This window comes from Pedobacter sp. MC2016-05, assembly GCF_026239735.1.
In the GTDB taxonomy this organism is placed as follows: domain Bacteria; phylum Bacteroidota; class Bacteroidia; order Sphingobacteriales; family Sphingobacteriaceae; genus Pedobacter.
Genome location: NZ_JAPIVT010000023.1, coordinates 23,920 through 49,954 on the forward strand (window position 1 = coordinate 23,920; position 26,035 = coordinate 49,954).

The 26,035-nt window shown below is 39.2% G+C and carries 16 protein-coding genes; 5 read left to right on the plus strand and 11 right to left on the minus strand.

Annotated elements, in window-relative coordinates:
- Positions 1–40: 40 nt before the first annotated feature.
- From OQZ33_RS21175 to OQZ33_RS21205, 7 genes are all read right to left on the minus strand, one after another.
- Positions 41–2,341 carry a GH92 family glycosyl hydrolase gene (locus tag OQZ33_RS21175; protein ID WP_265801431.1) on the minus strand — a complete coding sequence of 767 codons (2,301 nt, stop codon included), beginning with the start codon at positions 2,339–2,341 and terminating at the stop codon, positions 41–43.
- Positions 2,341–4,557 carry an alpha-N-acetylglucosaminidase gene (locus OQZ33_RS21180; protein ID WP_265801432.1) on the minus strand — a complete coding sequence of 739 codons (2,217 nt, stop codon included), beginning with the start codon at positions 4,555–4,557 and terminating at the stop codon, positions 2,341–2,343. The genes OQZ33_RS21175 and OQZ33_RS21180 overlap by 1 nt, the downstream gene beginning before the upstream one ends.
- Before the next feature lies 1 nt (position 4,558).
- Positions 4,559–5,773 (minus strand): acyltransferase family protein, encoded by a 1,215-nt coding sequence (locus OQZ33_RS21185; protein ID WP_265801433.1) that lies wholly within the window; start codon positions 5,771–5,773, stop codon positions 4,559–4,561.
- Positions 5,774–5,822: 49 nt separating this feature from the next.
- Positions 5,823–6,803: a purple acid phosphatase family protein gene (locus OQZ33_RS21190; protein ID WP_265801434.1), complete on the minus strand. Its 981-nt coding sequence runs from the start codon at positions 6,801–6,803 to the stop codon at positions 5,823–5,825.
- A 97-nt stretch (positions 6,804–6,900) separates the two neighbouring features.
- A complete protein-coding gene (locus OQZ33_RS21195) occupies positions 6,901–8,499 on the minus strand; it encodes a RagB/SusD family nutrient uptake outer membrane protein (protein WP_265801435.1) in 1,599 nt (532 codons plus the stop codon).
- Positions 8,500–8,510: 11 nt separating this feature from the next.
- The gene (locus OQZ33_RS21200) at positions 8,511–11,552 is read right to left on the minus strand and encodes a SusC/RagA family TonB-linked outer membrane protein (RefSeq protein ID WP_265801436.1); all 3,042 of its coding nucleotides are present in this window, start codon (positions 11,550–11,552) and stop codon (positions 8,511–8,513) included.
- 68 nt (positions 11,553–11,620) lie between these two features.
- Positions 11,621–12,508, minus strand: a complete 888-nt coding sequence (locus OQZ33_RS21205) for an inositol oxygenase family protein (RefSeq protein WP_265801438.1) — start codon at positions 12,506–12,508, stop codon at positions 11,621–11,623.
- A 482-nt stretch (positions 12,509–12,990) separates the two neighbouring features.
- On the opposite strand from OQZ33_RS21205, the gene OQZ33_RS21210 reads away from it, so the two are divergent.
- From OQZ33_RS21210 to OQZ33_RS21230, 5 genes are all read left to right on the plus strand, one after another.
- Positions 12,991–13,998 (plus strand): LacI family DNA-binding transcriptional regulator, encoded by a 1,008-nt coding sequence (locus tag OQZ33_RS21210; RefSeq protein ID WP_265801439.1) that lies wholly within the window; start codon positions 12,991–12,993, stop codon positions 13,996–13,998.
- A 120-nt stretch (positions 13,999–14,118) separates the two neighbouring features.
- Complete coding sequence (locus OQZ33_RS21215) at positions 14,119–15,747, plus strand: sodium/sugar symporter (protein ID WP_265801441.1); 1,629 nt, start codon at positions 14,119–14,121, stop codon at positions 15,745–15,747.
- Between the two features lie 30 nt (positions 15,748–15,777).
- Positions 15,778–17,193: a glycoside hydrolase family 28 protein gene (locus OQZ33_RS21220; RefSeq protein ID WP_265801442.1), complete on the plus strand. Its 1,416-nt coding sequence runs from the start codon at positions 15,778–15,780 to the stop codon at positions 17,191–17,193.
- A complete protein-coding gene (locus OQZ33_RS21225; RefSeq protein ID WP_265801443.1) occupies positions 17,180–18,157 on the plus strand; it encodes a family 43 glycosylhydrolase in 978 nt (325 codons plus the stop codon). The genes OQZ33_RS21220 and OQZ33_RS21225 overlap by 14 nt, the downstream gene beginning before the upstream one ends.
- A 185-nt stretch (positions 18,158–18,342) precedes the next feature.
- Positions 18,343–18,708, plus strand: a complete 366-nt coding sequence (locus tag OQZ33_RS21230) for a hypothetical protein (RefSeq protein WP_265801444.1) — start codon at positions 18,343–18,345, stop codon at positions 18,706–18,708.
- A 138-nt stretch (positions 18,709–18,846) separates the two neighbouring features.
- Here the strand turns inward: OQZ33_RS21230 and OQZ33_RS21235 are convergent, their stop codons facing one another.
- The 4 genes from OQZ33_RS21235 to OQZ33_RS21250 all read right to left on the minus strand — a co-directional run bounded on the left by OQZ33_RS21235 (position 18,847) and on the right by OQZ33_RS21250 (position 26,020).
- Complete coding sequence (locus OQZ33_RS21235; protein ID WP_265801445.1) at positions 18,847–21,183, minus strand: glycoside hydrolase family 31 protein; 2,337 nt, start codon at positions 21,181–21,183, stop codon at positions 18,847–18,849.
- Between the two features lie 89 nt (positions 21,184–21,272).
- The gene (locus tag OQZ33_RS21240) at positions 21,273–23,846 is read right to left on the minus strand and encodes a helix-turn-helix domain-containing protein (protein WP_265801446.1); all 2,574 of its coding nucleotides are present in this window, start codon (positions 23,844–23,846) and stop codon (positions 21,273–21,275) included.
- A gap of 121 nt (positions 23,847–23,967) precedes the next feature.
- Positions 23,968–24,309 (minus strand): L-rhamnose mutarotase, encoded by a 342-nt coding sequence (locus tag OQZ33_RS21245; protein WP_265801447.1) that lies wholly within the window; start codon positions 24,307–24,309, stop codon positions 23,968–23,970.
- A gap of 55 nt (positions 24,310–24,364) precedes the next feature.
- Entirely contained in the window at positions 24,365–26,020 is a 1,656-nt protein-coding gene (locus tag OQZ33_RS21250; protein ID WP_265801448.1) for an alpha-L-fucosidase, read from the minus strand.
- Positions 26,021–26,035: the final 15 nt, after the last annotated feature.

Genomic DNA, 26,035 nt, shown 5'->3' on the forward strand with positions numbered 1-26,035 from the left:
ATGGCAGTCAAGGAAAATTGTGGCTGACCGCAGAACGAAATTAGAACGTGTAGTAAATCAGTTCACCACCTTTAATCAAATCTGCGTGATTTAATCTATAGCCTTTTATAGTTTTCCCGTTGAATACTATTTTTTCAATGTAGCCTTTACTTTTCTGTCCTGATATCTTTTTTATTTTTAAGGTTTTACCATTTGGGAAGCGCACCAATACTTCATTAAATGCGGGTGTAGTTGCTTCATAAAATGTTGAAACCGGATCTACCGGATAAAATCCGAGTGAGGCAAAAACGTACCAGGCCGACATTTGGCCAGCATCATCGTTTCCGCTTAAGCCACCTGCTCCCTCATCGTATTCTTCATTCAGGATTTTGTTAACCTGCAGCTGGGTTTTCCATGGCGAAGCGGTAAAATTGTACAGAAAAGGTATTTGATGACCAGGCTCATTTCCATGCCAATATTCCTGTTTGTTAAACAAAGAATCTAATTCATTCTCTAGTTTTTTAGGTCCACCCATTAACTTAACCAAACCTGGTACATCTTGAGGCACATAAAAACTATACTGTCTCGGCGTCCCTTCTGTGATATAAGGTTCACGGTGATCGGCAAGAAACGGTTCGAACCAAGTTCCATTCTTGTAGCGCCCTCTAACCATCCCGACACTGGTATCGAAAACATTTTTATAGTTTAATGCCCTTTTATCTAACATCTTAAAATCTTCTGTTTTAGCCAAATCTTTCGCGATTGTACTTAATGCATAGTCATCAAATGCATATTCCAGCGTTCGGCTAACCTGCTCCTTTTTATGAAACGCATTCGGAATGCTATCTTCCATCGGAATATAGCCATATTTTAGATAGCTGTTTATTCCCCGTCTGCCTTTTCCATTTAGATAATCTGCAGAGTCTGGCATCTCGAAAGCATTTTTCCTCATGAGTTGATAAGCTTTCTGGATATCATAATCCCGAATCCCTTTATTGTAAGCAGAAGCAATAAAGGCCGTTGAATGATCGCCAATCATCGCAGCAGTATAGCTATTCCAGCATGGAAAAATAGGTAACCATCCACCCTGCTCACCTTTTGATATTAACGATTGAACAAAGGCATTGGCCAGCTTTGGCTGCAACAATTCCACCAAAGGGAGCTGAGCCCGGTAAATATCCCACATGGAGAAATCATCGTAATAATTTCCCTTAGCTATTTCGCGTTGATAGTTTCCTGCAAAACGAGGGTAACCGCCATCAACATCATTAAAAAGCCTTGGATGTTGCTGGGCATGATAAAGTGCTGTGTAGAATATTTTTTTTTTTTTCTCATCGCCACCTACAATTTTAATTTGTGAAAGCGATTCAGACCAGCTTTTTCTGATCTGGCTTCTCACCTCCTCGAAACTTAAGGAGCCAATTTCTTCTTCCAGATTGGCTTTTGCAGCTGCTATACTGGTAAAAGATGTTCCGGAAGATATGACGATTTGCTCGCCATTTTCCAGTTTGAACCCAGCATAAACGCCAATATTTTTCTTATTGATTATGGATGTTGCAGTGTCCGTTCTGCCTTCGCTAAAAGCACCACTTCTAGTAAATTTCCTATTAATTTTGATGAAGAAGTAGCCGCTAAAACCAGCAGGCTCTCCCCAGCCCTGATAAATACGATGAACAGGATTGTAGCCAGAAATTTCACCCTTTGATTGATCAATTTTAATGAAACCCTTTTCCTGATCGCTATTTGGGCTAATTAACAGATAAATACTGTCTGCTTTTAGTGCCTTTACCCGAAGCATACCACTGCGGAGCGTAGCCGTGATTTCTGTTTCCAACTGATATTTCTGAAACACTGCTTTATAATAATCCGGCTGCGAAATTTCCCCTTGATGACTATAATTTTCGGCATAATCATTGGAAGCAGTTTTCAGTTTTCCGGAAATTGGCATGATGGTGAAACTGCCATAATCTTGCGTACAAGAACCACTGATCCAGTGACTGGCTCTAAAACCAAAAATTTTATCGTTATTGTAATAATATGGCGCCAGACATTTCTTCTCGCTAAGCTGTGTTTGCGGTGTCCACTGCGTCATTGCAAAAGGCGGTGCAACTGCCGGAATGGTATTGGCCAAGCGCTCCGTTTTATCCTCAATATGTTGGCTTGCTTTCGTGGTACTGCCAGAAGTTCCAGAAAATGGCTGGACATATCGAATCAAATCCTTTTGTTGCGCAAAAGAAGAACTAGAAAACAGGCAAATGATCAACGTAATCTTCACGGAGAATGCACATGCATGTTTAAAAAAACCAATAACCGCTTTTTCGGCCAAATCTGTCGAGTAATTAGTGCTAATCGATTGAGTCATTATTTTTTCTGATGGGTTCCTCCAACTTCTTTTCTGTATTTCGCATACATCTCAACGGAAAGGGTTACCGGATTTCCAACTGTTTTTGTAGGATAATCCTGGCGTTTGTTCACCCACTTCCATTCCCAGTCGGCTAATTCACTTTGAATGGTTGCAATATCCAGCTTCTTATTTTGGATGATCGCATTACCGGCTTTAGCAATAAACATTTCCCAGCGTGGTTTATAAAAATCACTTAATAATCCACTCCATTGGCGGCAAGCGTATTCATTCAGGGGACTTTTAGCATCGCCCCAAAGGGTGATTAAATCTTTCGCATTCATTTCGTAAAGCGCCTTTTCTTTTTCGGTTTTCCCCCATCTTCTCGCATCACTTACCCATGGACCAATTAAAAAGTCTTGTCTTGAGGCTAATAGTTTGTCCATGTCATCAATCAAATTTAAAAATCTTTTGCTCTCGATCTGGAATGCCTGAAGATCCTTTCTTTCATATGCAGCAACAAATTTTCTTTGAATCGGCAAGGCATAATTGGCGAGTACTTGGCGGGTTAAATCAACAATATCGTATTGATAACCATCACTGGCTTCACAATTTTCACTGGCTTTTATCAACGCATCCCATGCTGGAAGTAAATCCTCCTCATGATAGTTCAGTGTAGTTTTCGCCCATCGTGAAAGGGAATCTAAAGTTGGTCTGGCCTGAATTATAGATTCTGCACCATCTCTGATATATTTGTCAGCAGGTACATTGTAAACCGTTTTTCTTAAAATCTTCCAGGCATCTTGTGCATGCTGATCATTGGTTCCATAACGGTTGGTAACAAACTTAGGAAGCCATTTATTTAAATCGATTGGTGTTTTTTGCCAGGTATTGGCCATCATCAACTCATATAAAACCGGATTTTGTTCTATCCCTTCCATACTCAAACCGATACCTTTCATTTTACCACTTTTTGGATTTGCCAGCGCTTCGGCGGGTGCGGTTGCCACCACATCCATGCGACCAAACAGATTAGTGTTGCCACCGAAATTGTGAAGCATATTCCAAATCCAGGGTTTACCATAAAAGCCTTCCGTTCGTTTCCAAACGGGTTCAATTTCTGTAGCCAGATCCAATAAAATCATTTTATCATCCGGAACTGCTTTCAACAAAGCTTCGGTTTGCGGCTCTTTCCAAAATTTTCTGTCACTATAAAAAAGCCATCCCTGCATCACCCAAACGGCTTTTGGATCGGCCTGAGACATTCCATCATAAATTCTTGCGCTCAGTTTACCTAAATAATCAGGTGCTGATGATGGTGGCTCATTTTCATTAAAGGTATCTGCAGAATAGAGATGATCCGTTCCTAAAAGTTCCGTTTGCTTCTCCAGGAACTTTTTACCTATTTGGGCAAACATCGGATCTTCAGAATCCAGAATATAAGTATCTGCAAAACCATTGGTCCAGTTGGTTGCTTTTAATTTTGCATTCGGGTATTTTGCCTTAAAGGCGGCAGGAACGTGACCAGTAAATGCCGGAAGCACAGGTTTCATACCAAGTGCCCGCTCCCTTTGTAAAATTTTCTTTTGCAAATCGAAGTGTTCTTTCATCCATGAAACGGGTAAAGGACCACCCCATCCATCGATGTTGCCCATCCAAAACCATGAGAAATATGCCGGACCAGTAAAAAAGCCACTTAATTCTTCATCAGAAAAACCCATTTCTTTATACAAAAGATACCAGGTATACTCTTCGCCCGTAATGGCCAGCGGCATATTGATTCCGTGTAAAGCCATCCAATCAATCTCTTTTTCCCATCTTGCCCAGTCCCACCAACTCATACTGTAGTTAAATGTACAGTAGTTCAAGTAGTAACGATATTCGTAAGGCGTTTCTTTTCTCACTTTGGCTGGTACCTTTGGAAGCGTAGCAGGCAGTTTTAAATTAGTGCCGTTCCAGGTGATTTGACAGTGTGCATACTCCGTTAAATAGTGATAAAATGCCGAAGCGATGGCCACGCCGCTTGAACCTCTTAATAGGATTTTGTTGCCCTTGCTTTCAATTTCGAAGATATCTTTTCCATCTTTGGCGTTCAGTTTTTCTGTCAGAAAATATGATTGGTGCTTTGGAACCACCCTTGCAATAAGTTCGTTTGATGTTTTTAAATAATCTTGCGACCACGATTTGCCGTAGCCCAATAAACAGATTGCAAGAACAAAAAGGAATTTCAATTTCATATCAAATTTTTAAGAACCACTTCTTATCGTAAAGAAATTTAAGGATAAATAATTGGATGCCGAGGATTGCAGTCCATAAAAGTGCCGATTGCCAGATTGCCGGAATCTTTTGAACTAAGCCACCGAAAATAAAAACCGCCGTAGATTCAAAATTAATAAGGCCATGGGCACAAACGTATATGAGGATGGAGTTGCTGCCAATCCAAAGAAATGGAACACACCATTTTTTAATCGACTGCACATCAATAACATAATAAAATAGGGTAAATAACAAAATGCTACATCCGCCAGCAAATAATACGAAAGTACTGGTCCACATGGTTTTGTTAATGGGAAAAATGATCGACCAAAGTAAACCTAAAGCGATACATGCAAGACCTGCAAGAAATAATTTGAGTACTTTTTGATTGGGTGAGCTTGATTCGGATTTAATAAAAGTACCAGTAAATATGCCAATCATCGCAGAACAAATTGCAGGAATAGTGCTTAAAATCCCTTCCGGATCGTATACAATGCGATGGAGTTTCCCTGGCAAAAGTAAGCGATCTATATAGGCTGATAAATTGCCTTCAGGTGTTAGCACACCAGCACCAAAATGAGGAACCGGAACATACATCATGATAAAATAATAACCGAAAAGGATGGCTAAAAACCAAATGATTTGTTTTGGTAGCGAGAAGTTAAGATAAATCAGCGCAGCGAAAAAAGTAGAAAAAGCAATTCGTCCGAGTACACTGGCAAAGCGGGTATTTTCAAAACCATTCCACTGCAATAATCCATTCACAATAAAACCCAGTACAATTAAAATCAAGGTTCGTTTGATCAACGAATAATAAACCTGATTAGAAAGGCTTTTGTCGTTCGCCCTATTTTCAAAATATTTTTGGTACGAATAAGGCATTGATACGCCAGAAATAAAAATAAACAAGGGAAAGATCAAATCGTAGAAAGTGAACCCGTTCCATGGAGAATGGTGCAGCTGATTGCTGATACCAACCATCATTCGCTCTAAAAGCGACAAATTTTCTGTACCTATAATCTGCCAGTCTTGATGGTTTTGAGCAAGGCCATGCTTTTGCTTTACGGCGTTAGCTAAACCATGGAAAATCCCTTCGCCGCTAATAATCCAAAACATGTCGAAACCACGCAAGGCATCCAAAGAAATTAATCTTTTTGGTTTACTTACTGGCAAATCGACCCTGGCGGTTAATTTCATTTATATGTTGGTGGTGAAGATTATTGATTAATTTTTGCTTCCGCAGGAACTATTTCTTTATTGCAGTTTGATAAATCACGTAGCCTTCATCGTTAATCACCTGAACATTTAGGCTGTTATTGCTTACAGAAAACAGCATAAAGCCATACTCTGATGCGACCATCTGGGCATCAGGAATCAGTTTAACCGGCGTTTTCTCTGAAGCTGCGCCAGAAATGAAATGATGCGTTTTGCCTTCAGGTTTAATATACTGCAAACTATGCTCGTGCCCGGTTAAATATACATCAACCCCGTTGCGATCTAGCAATGGCTTCAATGAATTTCTAATGGCTTTGGTATCATAACCTTCCGTTCGGCTACCTCCGGTAAACATAGGATGATGGCCTACCACAATTTTCCACTTTATGGAGGGATCTTTTTCGGCAAGTGTTTTTTCGAGCCATTTTTTTTGAGCAGTAGTATCCTGACCTTTCACATTTGGTCCGTATTCTGCGTTTTTGTAAAACTCAGGAATCAATGGATTGGTATCTATAAAAGCAATTAAAACCTGATTATTCAGATCTCCATTGATGGGGAATTTCTTTGAAAAGTATCTTGCAGGCATTTTCCAGCGTCTGCTGATTTTTGAGTATTCAACCTGCGCATCAGGATTTGACTTATAATCGTGGTTACCTAGAATAACATACCAGTCCCATTGCAATGAAAAATCAGTGTAGATATCTTCAAACGAATATTTAAACAGCGGATCTCTTTCGCTGATGACACCGCTAGGGTAAAAATTATCACCTGTAGAGATTATAAATTGAGCCTTAACATCTGCAGCAGTAATTCCCATTTGTTTCGCTACCTGTTTCTGGTGATCGGCACCATTTCTGCCCCAATCGCCCATGGCAATAAAATTTAAAGTACCCATTTCTTTTTTGAGGGTTTTTGTTGCAGCAACCGTTTCTGAAGGATTTTTTGTGATGATTTGCGCAAATAAAGATCCTGCAGAAATAAGTGGAAGAAGAAATAGTAGTCGTTTATTCATGAAAATGAATGGGGTCTTTTTAATGAAATGGATAAAATTTTAAAAAAGAAATTTCTCTAAAGATAAGCTAGAGAAATTTCTTTTCATGTTATCCCAATTAATTGTAACCAGGATTCTGTTTTAATTTCGGGTTTAAGATCATTGCCGAATTAGGAATTGGCATCAGGCGGTGGAAAGTTTGTGCATCGGTTTTGAAACCCCACGACCCTTCGTACTTACCAAAACGAATCATATCGTTGCGGTGCCAGCATTCCCACGAAAGCTCTCTGCAACGCTCTTTGTATATATCTTCCAAGGTTACAGAAGTCCACGCTGGTGAAGTGGTTCGCACTGCTCTTAACTGATTTACCAAAGATAATGCAGTTTGACCTTGTGTTGGAGTAGCGCCTCTTAATATCGCTTCTGCTTTCATCAACAAAATATCTGATAACCTGAAAATGGGCACATCATTATTTTGATTTCTGTTTGAGGAAGTACTATCGCAATAGAATTTATTGTTGCGGTAACCCATGTTCCAGGCCACTTCATCATTTCCAACGTCGAATGGTCTCGATGCATCTCTCAAGGTTAAATTAGGTGTAATATCGACCTGATAAGTAATTGGAGCGGAAGCATCTGCACCAGTGTAAAACTGGTCGTAACCTTTTTTGGTTGTAGCTACAGTAACCGGGCGGCCATCATAAAAAGTTTGTAAACCTCTAATCCATTGCGCATTTCTTTTATCATTAGGATCGTTGAAGTTTGCATAAAATTCTGGCAAAGTACTCATTGGTGCACTTGGCGTATGTTTAAGACTATATTTCGCCTGCAATGATCGTGGTAAAGAATACCTCGAATAAATCATAAAACCATTGCTATATCCCGGATCGTAAGGGATAGCAAAAATAAATTCTTTTGTTTGAGGTCCGTTATCAATAAAAAACATCTTTCTGAAATCAGATTCTAAACTATAAGGTGATCCTGTTGCCGTTGTAATCAAATCACACATGGCTACGGCTTCATTATAACGGGCGGTTCCGGTATACACTTCAGAGTTAAGATACATCTTCGCCAAAATTGCATAAGCGGTGTACTTGTTCGGTCTGCCGTAATTTGCTGCACCAGTGGCTATGCTTAGGCTTGGTAATATATCTTTAAGTTCTGCCTCTATGAAAGTAAATACTTCTGCTCTCGGTTTGGTTTCTGGAGAAGTTGTTTCGCCGAATGAAGTTACAATAGGGATATTGCCCCACAAATCCATCATCATAAAAAGTGCTAAAGCTCTTGTTGCACGAAGCTCGGCTATTGAGGTAACTTTCGCAGGTGATTCTGGGGCATCTTTTAGTAGAAACAAGCTCTGGTTTGCTTTACTAATCACACCCGAAAGCCATCCCCAACCACTACTCACATGTCCGTTATCTTTAGTCCAGGTATGTTTGTGGTGCATTTCATAAGTTCCGCCATCATACCAGTTACCACCTCTTGCAGGCATAATCGCCTCATCGGTACTTAGTGTTTGCATGAAGAAATAATCGGTACTCCAACCCTGACGAAGCTGTACGTACACCTGGCCAGTAAGCTGAACAAAGTGTTGTGCCGTTTGCGGAAATGTTTCTGGGGTTAACTGAGTTTCAACTTTTAAATCCAGTTTATGGCAAGAGCTTAACACACCTAATGTTAAAGCTGCACCTGCGATATATTTAATAGGACTTTTCATCTTTTTTGATTTTAATTAAATGATACGTTTAAGCCGAACAAGAATGTTCTGGTTTTAGGATAAAAGTTATTGGTATCTACACCTGGAGCAATACCGCCCTGGTTAATTTCCGGATCGATGCCTTTGTAACCAGTGATCACAAAAAGATTGTTAGCAGTAGTATACAACCTCAACGAGTTTACACCCGGGATCAGTCCTTTTTTGAATGTGTAACCCAGGGTGGCGTTATCTAACCTCAAGTAACTACCGTTTTCTAAGAAGCGGCTTGAATATTTGTAGGAGTTAAAATCTGATGCTGATTCGTTTTCTACCTCAACCGGTATATTGGTGAACTGTGCTGTGCTTGGGCGGAACAAATCGGCACGGGTTACGTTCATGATTTTGTTACCCAAAACGGCTCTCATAAAAATACTTAAATCGAAGTTTTTGTAACGAACATTGTTGCTCCAACCGATTAATGCTTTTGGCTGTGCATTTCCTAAAATATAATAGTCAGTTCTATTTAGTAAACCCTGCGTTTTAATATTGCCTGCCGCATCGTAGTATTGCGAAACACCGTTGGCATCTTTCCCTGCATATTTAAAAGTGTAGAATGTTCCAATCGCCTGGCCTGGTGCTAAAATCTGTAATGATGCTCCACTTTGACCAGCGCCATCAGGAGTTACCGTCAACCTGTTATCGATATTGAAACGAGTATCAGATAAGGTAATGATTTTATTTACGTTTCTGGCAAGATTGATGGCTGTTGTCCAACTGAAATTATCGCTAATCACTGGCGTACCATTTAAAACCACCTCTATACCTTTATTACTTAGTTTGCCCACATTTGCGGTAAGCTGACCAGAAGGATAAAGGTTTTGATCAACATCGAAGGTTAAAATTAAATCAGTAGTTTTTTTGTTATACCAATCTACCGAACCACCTACTCTACCACCGAATAAACCAAAATCTACACCTAAATTTGTGGTTGCTGTTCTTTCCCAGCGTAGATCTTTGTTTTCATTTTGGATGGCGCCATATGCACCCTCTCTCGGTGAACCGTTGTAATAAAACTGCCCTACCTGACCATAAATCAATTTGGTTGTTAGTGGCGCAAAACCCAATGAATTTCCGGCAATACCATAACTTCCACGTAATTTCAATGACCTAACCACGTTTTGATTTTTCATGAAATTTTCCTGGTCAAGGTTCCATGCTGCACCAACTGATGGATAGTAACCCCAGGTTTCATTTATACCGAATACGTTAGATCCATCCCTTCTAATCGATCCTTGAAGTAAATACTTGTTTTTATAATTATAGTTTACTCTGGCAAAATCAGAAATCAACAGAATTTCCTGATAGGTAACACCAGGGTTAAAATCTACCCTGAAATCGGTTACCGCGTAAGGATTACCTAAACTTAAGTTGTTATAACCCACCTCATTTACAGGAAAATTAGTAGAAGTTGATTGGAAACCATCATTATTTAAAGATTGTTGATAAGAATAACCAACAACCGCATTAATATCATGATCGCCAAACTTTTTGTTCCATGTAAGATAGGTTTCTATAATCTTATTTGTATTTTGATAAGCATTTCTTACTGCCACACCATTCTGCCCCACTAAAGAGACGAAAGTTGGGTTTGCTGGCGGATCTGGCGTGTTTCTTACGTTGTTATAACGAGAAGTATAAATGCTATTGTAAAACGCACCATACACATTTTGGGTATTTTGATAAGATACGTTTACATCATATGTAAAACCAAAAGGAAGTTTTAAGTTAGCACTCAAGTTCCCTAAAATATTTTTAGTTTTTAAATTTTCTTTTGCATTCTCCAACATCGAAACCGGGTTATAATAACTGGTTTGAACCAAGTTATCAAAATAACTACCGTCGGCATTTCTTACCGGTGCAGTTGGCAAATAAGTAAGCATTTGCGATAATATCGTGTTTCTGTAAGGAACCAGATCTGCATTACTTACAGAGTTGCTTAAGTTGAAAGAGATTTTCAATTTATCATTGAAAGCCTTTTGCTCAACGCCAATACGACCAATAAACCGATCTAATCCGCTTGTTTTAATTATCCCCTGCTGATTGAAATAGTTAACACTTGCATTATAGGTTGTTTTTTCGGTACCACCACTTAATGAAACGTTATGGTTTTGAGACATGGCATCGCTTCTTTGCACTTCATCCTGCCAGTTTGTATTTGCACCTTTATCATTTGCTGGTGTTAGAGCAGAGTTTGTTTTCGCTAAAAAAGCCCGCAACTGGTCTGCATTCATCATGTCATAGCGATTGGAAACATTTTCAATTCCAAAATAGCCGTTATATGAAATTTGTGTTTGCCCACTCACGCCTTTTTTAGTAGTCACCATAATTACACCGTTTGCCGCCCGGTTACCATAAATAGCCGCTGCAGCCGCATCTTTTAATACATCAATAGAAGCCACATCATCTGGTGCAATAATTGAAATATCTGCGCCAACTACACCGTCGATAACGAATAAAGGAGATTGAGCGCCTTCACGAAGTGTAGATGCACCTCTCATGATAATCGCGGCGTTACGGTTTGGATCTCCACTACGGCTAATATTTAGTCCCGGAACTTTACCCTGTAACATCTGGCCAACATCACTAATGGCGCCTTTATTTAAATCTTCGCCTTTAACGGTTGATATTGAACTTGTTAACGCTTTTCGGGTGCTTTTACCATAACCCACCACTACAACATCAGTTAGTGATGCCGTTGCTTCTGAAATGGTTACCTGATAAGTTGAAGCGGCCTCTACCGTTAGCTCTTTGGTTTGATAACCTAAAAAGCTAAAAAGGATTTTGTCGCCAGTTTTTGCAGAGATCGTAAAAGATCCTTCTGCACCTGTTGAGGTAACTTTGCTGGTTCCCTTTACAGAAACCGAAGCACCTATGATAGGCTGTTTGGTATTATCTATTAAGTTACCGGAGATTTTTCTTTCTGTTTGGGCAAATGCCATATTGAAAGACTGGCCGATAAGTAAGAACAGCAAAAGAAAGCCGCCATACTTTATGCTCGTAAAATTAAACCTCATGATTTTTGTAGATTTAGGTTCATAAATGGTTAGTTAAATTTGTTTAATGTATATGTTTTGTTTTTGTGTTAAAATTTAATGGTTGCTGGAAGGTATTTACTAACAAGCGCCTCGTAATAAGGCTTTAATTCTTCCCAGCTTTTTTGATTAGGATTTTTAGAGTATAAATCATAAGGGTTGAATAATCTTACCCATTTAAACATTTCGTGGTCTTTCTCACTCATTAAATGATCGTAAGCATTTTCTTTATGCTGCGAGTAAAATGAGTGGTAACGCAGCATGTATAATCCTGGTTCAGGGATATAGGGTTTCATCATGTGATAAACATACTCATCGTGCCCCCAAGACATGTGAACGTTATCGAGGCCGCAGTTTTGACTGTAAACACCCAGTTTAGTTTGGTACTCTGGATTCTTGAAATCAGGATTCAGTTCAAAAAACTCCGGATAAACAATTTTATCTGAATAAGCACAACCAACCGGAAATGTATCGCCCACAACTGCCCATTGCGGCTCACCGTAAAGACAAAGCACTTTTCCCATATCATGGATTAAACCCACAAGCACCATCCAGTCCGGGTGGCCATCATTTCTAATCGCTTCTGATGTTTGAAGCAGGTGTTGCATTTGATCTAAATCTGTATCCGGATCAGAATCATCAACTAGTTTATTCAGAAAATCAAAAGCACTCCACACAGGCATTTCTTCCTTATCAAACTTCAAATAATCAGCTTTTTTCTGCTGAACAAAATCATAAGTTTGGTAAGTGTGGTTCAGTTTATAAAACTCTTTTACACCATCTTTTTCGGTTTCGTCGTAGTTTCTAAATTGTTCTTCTTTTTTGTCTGAATTGATATTGGACGGGTCTGGATAACGGATTAATAAATCCTCTTCCCATTGATCAATATTCTTCAATGGATTCTGATCTTCCTTCGAAAATATTTCTTCGTTTCTCATAAGGCTAGAAATAATTTGGTTAAAATATGCTTTGTTTGATGATCTAAAGTTGAGTTTTTGAAACCTTAGATTTTTATGATTTGGGATTTTTATTTACGTAAACGATTAAGTAAATCAAGATAATTTAATATAACTAACTGACTTATAATCTCTTGTACTTTGACTCTATACAGATTGATGCAGCGTTGGGTTTTATTAAGCAACCAAGAATGCTGGCACCTAAATAACTAAAGCAGGTAGGCAAATTGTTATTATAATTCCTTAGTTTAGTAGCAACGAATTTGTTACGTTGCATGCAACTTTCAAATTCGTTTTTGATAACCAGACAATCATCCCTGTAAGTGAGTCGTGGAGAAACAAGGCATATTAGCATTGGATATATATCTTCCAATTTTGGTTTGTAAATCCAGCTGAAATGATCATCATTACGAGATGAAAAATGTTTTTGGTTATCCTGATTAACTAACAAAACGAGTAACCAAATGTCGGGAGAGGTAAATATCAAAAGACTTGCGCAGGAGTTAAACCTGTCGATAGCAACTGTCTCAAAAGCACTTAATGATAGCTACGAAATTAGCTTAAAAACAAAAACCAGGGTATTAACACTGGCAAAAGAACTTAACTACACTCCAAACCCTGCGGCCAGTAATCTACGTAGCAACAAAACTAAAACCATTGCGGTAATTATACCGAACATTGCTAACAACTTCTTTTCCCTGGCCATCAAAGGGATCGAAGAAATTGCCAGGCAATATGGTTATCATGTCCTCATTTATCAAACACATGAAGATATTGAGATGGAAATGTTATTTACCAATAGTTTACTAAACGGCCGGGTAGATGGCATTTTGACTTCTGTATCGAGCAACGAATACAATAATGATTATTACCGCGATCTGGTTAAAAAAATTCCGCTGGTTTTTTTCGATCGGGTGTACGAATCTTTAGATGCCTTTAAAATTACCACTGATGATTACCAGATTTCCTTTAATGCCACCGAACATTTAATTGAGTGTGGCTGTACTCAAATTTCCTATTTATACGGTTTGGAAAAACTACCTGCCGGCCGAACGCGATTTGCCGGATATAAAGATGCACTTGCAGCACATGGCATCAGCATCGATGAAAACCTAATTTTACATTATCAGCCAGAAGAAAATGAGAATGTGGCCAACATTATCAATTTGTTCCAATCGCATAAGCCAGATGCAATTTTCTCCTCAATAGAAGAATTTGCAATTCCGGCATACCTTGCTTGCAGGGAATTAAAACTTAAAATTCCAGATGATGTAAAAATTATCAGCTTTTCTAACCTGAGTTCTGCAAAGTTGCTCAATCCTTCTTTGACAACAATTACGCAACCTGCATTTGAAATCGGGATTGAGGCTGCTAAATGCCTGTTTAAAATCTTAACTAAACGTGGTATTGGAGATGATCAAAATATTGTGCTCAAATCAGTGCTCATCAAAAGAGAATCAACTGGTTGCTAAGAAAAACCTGCTTAAAATCGGTTAAAACCCGAAAACGTTTACGTAATTAAATACCTTCTTTCATCCGCTTTGATTCGGATTTTTTCTGACTTTTAAAAAAACCAAATATATTACAACGCTATGAATCACCTTTCAGCGCTTGACTGTGCCGTTTTCTTTTTGTACTTCGTTATCGTTTCGGCCTACGGTTATTATGTTTATAGATCTAAGAAACAAAAGAAAACAGATACTAAAGACTATTTTCTGGCTGAAGGATCTTTGACATGGTGGGCTATTGGCGCATCCATCATTGCTTCAAATATTTCTGCAGAACATTTTATCGGTATGTCTGGCTCTGGCTTTGCCATGGGACTGGCCATCGCCAGTTACGAATGGATGGCTGCAGCAACGCTGATTATTGTAGCGGTTTTCTTCCTACCAATTTACCTTAAAAATAAAATTTATACCATGCCACAGTTTTTATCTACCCGGTATAACAATACCGTGAGTACTTTAATGGCTGTTTTTTGGTTACTGGTTTATGTGTTTGTTAACCTTACCTCTATCTTTTTTTTAGGTGCTATCGCCATAGAAACCATTACAGGAATTCCTTTTAGTACCTGTATCATTTTTCTGGCCATATTCTCTGCATTAATTACCCTTGGGGGGATGAAAGTGATTGGCTATACAGATGTCATCCAGGTTTTTGTTTTAGTTATCGGCGGATTAATCACTTGCTACATGGCGCTAAAACTCGTGTCGGAAAAACTGAATGTAGATACCGTTTTAGGTGCGCTGCCGATGTTACGCACCGAGGCTGCTGATCATTTTCACATGATATTTTCAAAGGGCGATAAGTTTTACAACGAACTTCCAGGTGTGGCTGTATTGGTTGGCGGTTTGTGGATTAACAACCTCAATTATTGGGGTTGCAATCAATACATCGTTCAAAGGGCTTTGGGGGCAGATTTAAAAACCGGAAGAAGCGGATTGATTTTCGCTGCCTTTTTAAAATTGCTAATTCCGGTTATCGTAGTGATTCCGGGTATTGCTGCTTTTGTGCTTTACCAGCGTGGCTATTTTCAGGCAGAAATGTTAGACAGTTCAGGCGTACTCAAACCAGATCATGCCTATCCGGTCTTAATGAACTTATTACCTATTGGCGTAAAAGGAATGGCTTTTGCAGCATTAACGGCAGCTATTGTGGCTTCGCTAGCAGGAAAATCAAACAGTATTGCCACCATTTTCACCTTAGATATTTATAAAAAATATATTAATCCTACTGCAAGCGAAACACGGATGGTTGCCGTTGGGCGATGGTCAGTGGTCATCGCATCGGTAATTGCCATTATTGTTGCTCCGGCGTTAAGAAGCTTTGATCAGGTATATCAGTTTATCCAGGAATATGTCGGTTTTATTTCGCCGGGTGTATTTGCCATTTTTTTACTTGGCTTTTTCTGGAAACGAACAACATCAAGGGCAGCACTTTGTGCCGCACTGCTAACCATTCCTCTTTCCATCTTCTTCAAATTCCTGCCCTCAATAAGTCAGGGTTTAATTGATGATATTCCTTTTCTAAATAGAATGTCGTGGGTTTTTGTGACTATTATCGTGGTGATGGTGGTAATCACACTTACCGATCCTAAAAGTAAGAACAATCCGCAGGGCTTAGAGATTGACAAAACGATGTTTAAAGTTACGCCTGCATTTATGGTTGCATCTGTAATTATTGTAGGCATTATGGCCGCCCTTTATACAGTTTTTTGGTAAAAATTAAATAGTACGCTAAATATAACATAGATGAAGTTAAAATTAATTCTAGCAATCTTCCTTCTTTCGGGCTTTTTTGCCAATGCGCAATCAAAATTTAATATTAAAACCTATGGTGCGGTTGGCAACGGCAAAACCAATGATGCAGTGGCGATTCAAAAAGCTATCGATGCGTGTTCAAAAGCTGGCGGTGGCCAGGTAGTTGTTCCCGCCGGGCATGTTTATCTTTCGGGGCCCTTCAACTTAAAATCATTTGTAGAGTTAAGAGTAGAAGGCGGAGCCAAAATTTTAGCAAGTCCGGATGAAAAACTTTATACGGAAAGTGCCTTTGGCGATAACAAAGGGGAAGGAACCGTATGGATTGGTGGAAAAGATTTGCAGCAGGTAAGCATTACGGGTAGCGGTGAAATTGACGGAAATGGCATTTCATTTATGGGAGAAGAACTAGACGATTCTTATGTGCTCAAGCCTTTTAATGTTGTAGATCCGCGGCCACATTTACTCACTTTAATTGGTTGTAAAAAATTAAATATCGACGGCGTTACTTTTAAAAACTCTGCTTACTGGACGGTTCATTTAATAGGTTGTGACGATGTTGCGATTTCAAATATCACGTTGCTCAATAGTATCAAAATTAGAAATAGCGATGGTATCGATATCGATCATAGTAAAAATGTAAGGATTACCAATTGTTATATCGAATCGGGTGATGATTGTATCTGCTTAAAAAACAGACGTGAATTTGAAAAATATGGTCCATGCGAAAATATTGTCATTAGCAATTGTACTATGACTTCCAGCTCTTGTGCCATCAAAATCGGCTCTGAAAATATGGACCGCATTAGTAAAGTACTGATCAACAATTGTAATATCGTTAATAGTAATCGAGGCATAGGCATTCAAAACAGAGATGAAGGAACGGTAAGTGATGTAATTTTTTCAAATCTGGTTATCGAATCCAAATTATTCTCAGATGTATGGTGGGGCAAAGCCGAGCCTATTTACATTACCGCGTACCCACGAGCAACAAGCAATAACAAAGATGCGGGCTGGCGGTTACCGAAAGGTGAGACAAAAGGCCGCGTGGGTGCTGTAACAAATATTTATTTCTCCAATATTCGATGCACTGGAGAAGGTGGAGTTTACATTAGCGGCGAAAATCCTGAGAAGATTTCGAACATTTATTTTGATCAGGTAACTGTTGCAATGGAGAAAACAACTAAGCAGCCTGGCGGAGTTTATGACCGCAGGCCGAGCAATGTAGAGGGGATGGTAAAAAGTGATATTGCTGGTTTTTATTTCGAAAATACAGGCTACATCAGTTTACAAAACAGCGAAGTAATTTGGGGTAAAGCCAAACCTTCTTATGCAGGTAAAGCATTGGAAACAAAGGATGTAACTAAAATTAAATCAGTTAATTTTACAGAAAGAGATGCGGATAAATAGAAACAACAAAAATATTGGCAGTTTTTCAGCATTGCTGATGCTGATGCTTATTTCGCTATCATCGATGGCGCAGCAGGTAAGTAATCCTATTATCCCCGGGTATTTTGCCGATCCAACGGTTGTAAAGCAAAATGGCACCTATTATATTTATGCCACTATTGATCCATGGGGCGGAGATGAACTGGGTGTTTTTGAAACGAAAGACTTTGTTAACTTCACACGCCACCATTTAAATTGGCCAACCAAAAAAGCCTGTAACAGCCCAACCTCCAATAATTCGATGGTTTGGGCACCTTCTGTTGTCAGAGGTAAAGATAAGAAGTTTTACATGTACGTATCTGTCGGGAGCGAGGTTTGGGCTGGAGTAAGTGATCAACCTTTGGGGCCATGGAAAAACCTCAAAAAAGATAACACGCCGCTAATTGCTGCGAAGTATTTTCCTGCCGTTCATAACATTGATGCTGATTGTTTTGTCGATGATAACGGCAATGCCTATCTCTACTGGGGTTCGGGATTTAACTGGATTAATGGAAAATGCATGGCTGTAAAGTTAAAGCCAGATATGTTCAGTTTTGTAAATAAGCCAGTGGAGGTAACACCATCCGGTTATTTCGAAGCACCACACCTGATTAAAAGAAATAACGAATACTTGCTGATGTTTTCTGAAGGAAAAGCAATTGATGAAACCTATCGAATAGGATATGCAGTAGGCAAAACGCCCTTTGGTCCTTTCCAAAAGGGAAAAAATAGTCCAATTCTTTCAACTATACCTGGTACAGCAACAATAGGCCCCGGTCATCATACCGTAGTCACTTTAGGAAAACAGGATTACGTTTTATACCATCGCATTGTTCCGCAAAAGGAAAAGTATGTGCTTAGGGAACTTTGTTTGGATAGCCTTAAATACGACAATAAAAACCAACTCATGAAGGTTGTTCCGGTGAAAACGAAGCATATTAATTGAGCTAAGCAAATGCGGTTTTTTACGTAAACGTTTACGCAAATAAAGTAGCTCAGATTTAGTAAACCGACGTCTTTTTTTTACAATTTACAATAGACATCAAGCCAGCCATAATTTAAATTTAATTGTGCTCAATATGCTTTAAGGGTACTTTTTAAATATGGAAACATGCTTACTGTAAACGTTAAATGGGAAAGAAGGTTAATATACTTTTTGATTCGACCAATGATGGAATACTAGATTTCCAGCTGACTTACCATGTAACAGCGTCTCGCCGGAAATGGAAAGTTGACTGTTCGATAGTCTTATTATCTGATCAGAATTTTGAATGGTTGGAAAATGATTCTTTTGCTTTCAATGTTCAATCATTATTGATTGAAAACACCCTTGTAATCAGCTTTGGGAAATTGCAACCGCAAATTAATGCAGAGTATTACAAGCTGATGAATATTATTGCAAACTACGTTCAACTTATTGACTGTGACATTAATTGGGTCCCAGACCAGGAACTGATCATCGGCCCGCAACCGGAACAACTGGTAGACAATTATTAGCGCAGTGTTATTTCTTATTATCAAGAAAATTCACAAGAGTCAGAGCAAATAGATCAAAACTTAAGGGTTAGCAACATTCTGAATTGCTAACCCTTCAAATTACTTTTATTTGTGCAGTCGAGATTGGCTAGCCTCGAATTAAAGCTTCATATTAATCAACTTTCCATTGTAGGTAATCGACTTCGAACGCCCAGCCGATTTACCATCAGCAATTAATACCACATTAAATTTCCTGGCACCTAACATCCCTTTGAAACTACCGGTTCTATCGCCTACACTTAATGTTTTTTCTTGATTATTCCACTTAAATGTGATGGTAGAGAACTTTCCTTTTTCATAATTATAGTTATCATTTTCATCTTCGTACAATACAAATTCACCGTCGGCCCCACCATAAACACGAACAGTTAAATTATCCCATTTTTTTTCTGTTGAGTATTGAACATCCGGTCCGATTGGAATAATTGATCCAGCCTTAACATAAAGTGGAACGATGTTTATTGGCGCATCAGTGTTTACCTCTCTCCCACCGTTGTAATATTGGTTGGTCCAGAAATTATACCAACCGCTTCCCTCTGGCAAATATACAGGCCATTTTTTAGTCTGATATTTTGTTACCGGAGCAACCAAAATCGATCGGCCAAACAGATATTGATGACCGATTTCATGTGTTTTTTTATCGGCAGCAAAATCCATCACCAGCGGACGCATAAAGGTTCCATCATTTTTACTAACATCCCACGAGGTGCTATAAATATAAGGTAACAAGCTGTAACGGAGCTTGATAAACTTTTCCTGTGCATCAAAACACCAGGTACCGCGGTCGCCAAAATTCCAGATTTCTCTTGGCAAGTCTGTTCCATGAGAACGCATCATAGGACTAAAAGTTCCAAACTGCATCCAACGAACGTAAAGTTCCTGAAATTCGGGATTTTTATTTCCATCTCCATTACGCCAGCGACCAGCAAAAAAGCCACCTATATCGCTGTTCCAGTTCGGAATGCCCATAAGCGTATAATTCAAAGCCGCAGGAATTTGTTTTTCGAGCATATCCCAGGTAGAACTTACGTCGCCACTCCAGGTGTTAGAACCATACAACTGTTGACCGATAAAGCCAGATCTGGTGAGAATGACGCCCCTTTTCTGGCTGTACGTTTCCCGCTGGTGGGTTGCGATGCCTTTATTATGCATCAGGCTGAAACCATTTTTTACACTTCGGTAACTGCCCAGGTAAGTGGGCAAATCGAAATCAGATTCTTTTTTATTGATGTGATCCGGCTCTGTAGAATCCAGCCACCAACCATCGTTTCCGATATAGCTAAAAATACCTTTATCCAGATATTTCCAATAAATATCTAAGGCCTTAGGATTGAAAACATCATAAGGCCTCGCCCCGCTGTTTGGTGGCCAGGTATCAAAATTAATGATCATCTTTTTACTATCGAACTCTTTGCGCTGATCCGTTTTTGGACCAAAGCCAGGCCACGTAACAATAAGCAGTTTAGCATTTAACTGATGAATCTGATCCACCCATTTTTTTGGATCTGGAAAGCGTTCTTTATCAAAACTTTGAGAGTTCCATGCACTATCACTTTTATTATATTCGGGCCAGTAACGCCAGTCTTGGATTACCACATCAAGCGGAACTTTTAAATCGCGATACTTTTTTAACACATTTAAACTTTCATCCTGACTATTATATCGCTCCTTACTCTGAAAAAAACCAAATGCCCACAATGGAAGCATGGGAGCTTTCCCCGTTAAAGTTCGCACTTTTGAAATTACGCCATCCGCATTTTTACCGTACATAAAATAGTAATCTGAACAGTGACCTAAACCTTCAAAAGAAAGTTCCTGAGGATTATCATTAAATTCTGAAATGGAATAGTTATCCCAAAAAACGCCATAACCTTTAACCGAATGAAAAAACGGCGAATAGGTTGACATATTTTCATTTTGCATGTGATGAGCAGAATTGCGGCGGTTAAACTTGTTATCCAAAACTTGTCCTACCCCATAAATGGCCTCATCTTTATCCAGCAAAAAACCGTTTCGAACTTTAAACGATGGTGTACCAGCATCATCTAGGGGAGAAAATTGTGTTCCATAATCTTTATCATTCAACAATTTATTTCCCGAACGATCTGAAAAATAAATACCACCTGTTTCTACGTTTACTTCTAGCTGAATTGAATCACTTTTAATCAGCGTATTTTTTCCCATCTGAGAAAATTCAACCGGGGTTTTCACCGCTTTACCAACCACAGAGAGGCTCTTTTTGTCGTATGGTTTTCCGCCAGGTGTTTTAAACACACGCACAATGCTCGGCGAATAATATTCAATTTTAATATCCATTCCCTGAGTGGAAAAGGAAATCCCCTGCGGAAGTTTTTGAACTGACTGTGCGTTTAAATCTCCCGAAAAAGTCAGCATTAGCACTGCCGTTATAAAATAAAGCCTTCGATAAATTCTCATATTATAGGTTTATATTTGGTATTTGATGACAGCAAAAATAGATTCAACAACCTCAATAGAGACAACACCAATGTTGATTTTTTTGATATTTACGTTGATTTTTTCGCATTTTGAGCATATTCAGAAGGTTTACAGCCATAACGTTCCTGAAAGCATTTGCTCAAATAGCTCGAACTGCTGAAGCCTACACGATCGGCAATTTCAGAAATATTAAGGGTTTCTTCAAGAAGTAATTCTGCAGCTTTTTCCAACCTGATGTTACGGATAAATAGCGAGGGAGATTTATCAAGTAAGGTAATCAATTTGCGATACAACCCGGTACGGTCCATATTCAAATCGCTGCTAAGCTGCTCAACAGAATAGTCGCTTACATTTAAATTATTCTCGACCAGCAACATTGCTTTCTTTAAAAACGTAGCTTCCATCGGGTTCATGTTTTCCGTGTACTGAGGAATTTCTGTTCTTGGCGGGGAAGAAGGATTTGCAAATTCGAGTTTCCCACTTAATAAATTTTGCTGATCAATTAAGCTCCTAATTCTGAGCAGGAGAAGATCTTCCCTCCGATTTCGTTCTGCATTTTTTCTGGCGTTACGCAAATAAAACCTAATGCTAAGCCAAATGGCTACAACCATTAAACCAAAATAGCAAAAATATGCCACCGTAGTTCGCCACCATGGAGGATTAATGGTTAGGTTGATTGTGGTGATTTCTCCTGGCCATTCCAAATTGGTAGTAGAAGCCATTACCTGAAGTTCATATTTTCCTGGCGGGAGATTGGTGTAAGCTATTGTGAGCACTCCATCCCTTCCAGAAAAATCGTTTCCCTGTGCACTTCGGTTTTCTCTCCACTCCTGGTCTATAGCGATCAGTTTGTAACTATAGTAAGTTTGGGCGGGATTTTGATAGTTAAGTGCCGAAAAACGGAAGGTGAGAAAATTTTGGTCGTATAGTAAAACTAAGCCGCTAGTATAAGGCACCGTTTTGTCCAAGATATTATTATCCCCTTCAACATCTATCTTCTTTCCATGCACCAAAAAATCAGTAAAAACCGGTTTAAATGGTAATTTATCATTCTGTGCAATATTTTGGTTTAAAACCGAAAAGCCATTTACGCCACCAAAGTAAAGTGTTCCATTTTTGCTTTCAAATACAGCATTCCGCAAATATTCGCCTTCCAAGGCACCTGTCGAAGCATCGTAGTTGATAAATGTGACATCCTTTGCGGCTTTACTAAGTTGCACCCGGTTAATTCCATAACTTGTGGCAATCCAAATATTTTTACGGCTATCTTCAAAAATCGATTGTATGAAGTTGTTGGAGAGCCCGTTTTGAGTATAGAAAAATTGTTCCTTACCAGTAACAGGATTTAATACACTCAAACCATCTGTGGTGCCCGTCCAAATCCAACCCTTACTATCTTTAAATTTGGCTGTTTGGTTGCCAGGCAAGTTTAATACCTCCGTTTTCAATCCTTTAAGTACTCCAGAGGGAATTAACTTTGGGGGCAGAGGTCGTAGCGAATCTTCGTTTCCAACTCCGGGCTTGTACAAATATACTCCAGACTGCGTTTTAACATAGATGTTGCTGAGATCATCTTCGGCAAATGACTGAACCATCACCTCTTTAAAAGTACTACCAGGAAACGAAGATTTTTTTACGGTGTTAAATAAATACCGATGCGGATGATGGTATAATAATCCTTGATTAGCGGTTCCGAGCCATAAACCACCTTGTTTATCGTATAATAGCGTACTTATTTCTGTATTGAGTTTAGTTCCATCTGCCTGCTCAATAACTGGAATATACTGGCTGTTGTTATGCTTTACATCCACAATCCAAATTCCATTCGCACAGCTGATGGTTGCTTTTCCATCCCAATCTACCACCAGAGTATTGAGATGATATGGCGTTTCCAATACTTTTTTCCAATCGCGTTTACGGGTATCAAAAAAGAAGCAGCCACCATTACTCCCATTCCGAAGTTGATAAAATCCATTTTTCGCCTTCACCACAAGTGATGTACTTTGAAATTTAGACTGTTGAGCAGCAGGATATGCAGCCAGTTTAAATTGCTGACGCTTTGCTTTCAAATTGTAGCAAATTACTTCGCCGGTGCTGTAAAAAAGAAATAAATCGTCTCTTTCATTACTCACATCTTGCAGTAGCCCAACATTATGATTTAGATCTATTGAATATTGATGATTTTTCGACTGTAACTTTTGGTTGTTAAGAAGCCACATTCTACTATCTGAATCTAGAAAAAAATCATCAATCGGGCCGTTAAAACCAGCAGTTTCGAAATAGCGGTTAAGGTTTGATTGATATTTTCCTTCATACAAATCAACCCGCATTAATTTATGATGATCTTTTATCCAGAGAATGGAATCCCCACTCTGGTAAATCCGATAGAAACCATCGTAACTTTTCAACGCATAGCCTTGCTTACTTTTATCATGAATATAGGTAAAACGCGAACCATCAAAAATATTGAGGTTCCCACTGGTTTTAAAAACCATTCGGCCGTCTGGAAGCTGGATGATGTACCGTATTTGGTTATCACTTAGTCCCTGTGAAACGGTTAAAGGTGAAAAAACGAAATCCTGAGCAAATAGCTTTGGCATTAAATTCAGCAGCAATATAATGGTCAGTAAAATCGGCTTCATTTATAGGATTTAAGTTTTGTTGCCTTTAAAGATTTCGTTTTAAATGCTGAAATTAAGTCGCAGCTATGAGTCAATAGGTTTAGCAATTATTTAAACATCAATGCGGTTTCCGTTTGCAGTATTATTTATTTGGATTTAACTCAAAAACCTGTTTCATTAATTGCCATTTTTCTCCTGGCACCGACCCGGGCAAAGGCTGTTGAAATTTCCACATCAACGCTTCCCATTCCAATACCTTCTCATTTGCTTCGTCCATCATCTTCTTATTTTCAAACGTAAAGTCATCTGTTGTTTCCATCACCATAAATAAACGGTTCGAAATGCGATAGATTTCCATTGAGGTAATGCCAGAATCTACTATACTTTTGGTGATTTCCGGCCAACCATTTTTGTGGTATTCCTCATATTCACTGATCAGTTTTTCATCGTTTACCAGATCAAGCGCAAGTGCATATTTTTTCATAGCTATAAATTGTGATGTCATCAATAACCCAATGGTTATCTGCCTCTTGGCTTAATTAAACAATTTTCAAAGCAAAGGTGTAAGCAAGTTTAGGTTTATAATCTTTAATGTCGATCTCCAGATAATTTTCATTCTGTTTAAAAGAAAGATTTTGCCCCGTACCTAATAAGCCAATGCTGCTAATCGCTTTTTCCAAATAACTGCTCCCTTGTTTCATCGATTTTATCTGTACGATACCATTTTCTGGCCAGGCCATCACCACGGCGTAAATTGCATTTCCCTTGGTGGTGAAGCGAATATCTTCCGGTGTAAAAGGCTTACTTTTACCTTCATTAAAACCCTGATCTTTTAAAGCCTGATTATTTTCAGTTGAAGGACCCTCACCAAAAACTTTCCATGGCCGGGTATCATAAATCGCATCACTATTGGCCTGCATCCATTCTCCAACCTCCTCTACAATGGCTCGTTCCAATTCATCAATACTGCCGTTGCCACGCACAGGGATGCTCAGCAGAAAGTTACCGTTTTTACTCACTACATCGGCCATAATCTGCACTACGGTTTTTGCACTTTTATAGCTTTTTTTATTGTAAATGGTTCTGTCGTAATGCCAGGAACCGATGCAAGTATCGGCCTGCCATGGCAAAGGTTCTATTTCATTGCTATGGCCGCGTTCAATATCCCAAACCATACATTTACGCTGCTGCTTATCCAGTATCTTCCCGAAAATGACCGCTTCAAGTTCGTTGTTTTTCTGAATACTTTTATTGTACATGTAAGATGCTAAACGCAATCCGACGTCGCTCACTGGCCAGAGTGGTAAGGCTGTATCATCGAAATAAATAAGATCAGGACCATAATTATCAATCAGTTCGACAGTACGATTGTAAAACTTTTCGCAGTAGGCTTTAGAAGGGATAGCGGCTCCGTTTCCCCAATCCCACTGTTTGCCAGAAGCATCGTTATCCTGACTATCTTCGCTAAGCGGATGATTTTGAGCATACAAATCCTGCGGATTTAGACCATCCCACCATTTTCCTTTTCCATCGGCAGCTGTTAGCTTTCCATCATAAGGAACGCCCGCTAAATCACCTTTCAAATCAGCACGTTGGGCAGTTTCTAACCAGGTCCAGGCATGTGCCGCATGAACGCTTACGCCGAAATACATTCCATTTGCCCGGGCTGCTTTTTCCCAACCTTTTATAATATCCTTCTTTGGGCCAATTTGGGTGGAGTTCCATTTTTTCTGATAAGTACTTTTATACAGATCAAAATTATCGTGGTGATTGGCGAGCGCCATAAAATATTTTGCTCCTGCTTTTTTATACAAGCTTAGCAGCTCCTCCGGATTCCATTGGTCGGCTTTCCATTCATTGATTACGTCTTTAAAACCAAATTTAGAAGGATGTCCATATTTTTCGAGGTGGTATTTATACTTCTTGCTGCCTTCCATATACATCTCCTGGGCATACCAATCTCCATACTCAGGTTCGCATTGCGGACCCCAATGAGCCCAGATTCCAAACTTTGCATTGCGGAACCAATCTGGTGTTTTGTAAGCAGAAAGCGATTCCCAGGTCGGCTTGAACGGACCCGGCAGGTATCCTATCCCTGGTGCATTGAAAATGTTTTGGGCTGCATTAAGATTTTTTCCCAGTGCTAAAGCCGGCACTCCAATGGCAAGCTGCTTAATTAAATCTCTTCTATTCATTGTGGTTTATGGGTT